This is a genomic window from Polaromonas sp. P1_F4 (assembly GCF_056405675.1).
The window spans coordinates 1-1,129 of sequence record NZ_JBFUBP010000022.1 but is presented as its reverse complement, the minus strand read 5'-3'; the positions used below and the strand labels follow the sequence as shown (position 1 = coordinate 1,129).

The window sequence follows — 1,129 nt, the reverse complement described above, 5'->3', positions numbered from 1 at the left end:
GTAGAGCACTGTTTTGGCTAGGGGGTCATGGCGACTTACCAAACCAATGCAAACTCCGAATACCGATGAGTACAGCTTGGGAGACAGAGCACCGGGTGCTAACGTCCGGACTCAAGAGGGAAACAACCCAGACCGCCAGCTAAGGTCCCTAAAATTGGCTAAGTGGGAAACGAAGTGGGAAGGCTATAACAGTCAGGATGTTGGCTTAGAAGCAGCCATCATTTAAAGAAAGCGTAATAGCTCACTGATCGAGTCGTCCTGCGCGGAAGATGTAACGGGGCTAAGCCAGTTACCGAAGCTGCGGATTTGCAATTTATTGCAAGTGGTAGGAGAGCGTTCTGTAAGCCTGTGAAGGTGGTGGTGTAAACCCTGCTGGAGGTATCAGAAGTGCGAATGCTGACATGAGTAGCGTTAAAGGGGGTGAAAAGCCCCCTCGCCGTAAGCGCAAGGTTTTCTACGCAACGTTCATCGGCGTAGAGTGAGTCGGCCCCTAAGGCGAGGCAGAGATGCGTAGCTGATGGGAAACAGGTCAATATTCCTGTACCGATGTGTAGTGCGATGTGGGGACGGAGAAGGTTAACTCAGCCAACTGTTGGATATGTTGGTTCAAGCCTGTAGTCGTGCCTGGTAGGTAAATCCGCCGGGCTTAGATGAGGGGTGATAACGAGTCTGCTTGCAGACGAAGTGAGTGATACCCTGCTTCCAGGAAAAGCCACTAAGCTTCAGCTACACACGACCGTACCGCAAACCGACACTGGTGCGCGAGATGAGTATTCTAAGGCGCTTGAGAGAACTCAGGAGAAGGAACTCGGCAAATTGACACCGTAACTTCGGAAGAAGGTGTGCCTTTAGTAGGTGAACCATTTACTTGGGGAGCCCAATGAGGCTGCAAAAAATCGGTGGCTGCAACTGTTTATTAAAAACACAGCACTCTGCWAASACGAAAGTSGACGTATAGGGTGTGACGCCTGCCCGGTGCTGGAAGATTAAATGATGGGGTGCAAGCTCTTGATTGAAGTCCCAGTAAACGGCGGCCGTAACTATAACGGTCCTAAGGTAGCGAAATTCCTTGTCGGGTAAGTTCCGACCTGCACGAATGGCGTAATGATGGCCACACTGTCTCCTCCTG

General features: G+C 51.1%; 1 rRNA gene. It reads left to right on the top strand.

Going from position 1 to position 1,129, the window contains the following annotated elements:
• Nucleotides 1-1,129 (top strand): 23S ribosomal RNA (locus AC1DYQ_RS22830); the annotation flags it as partial.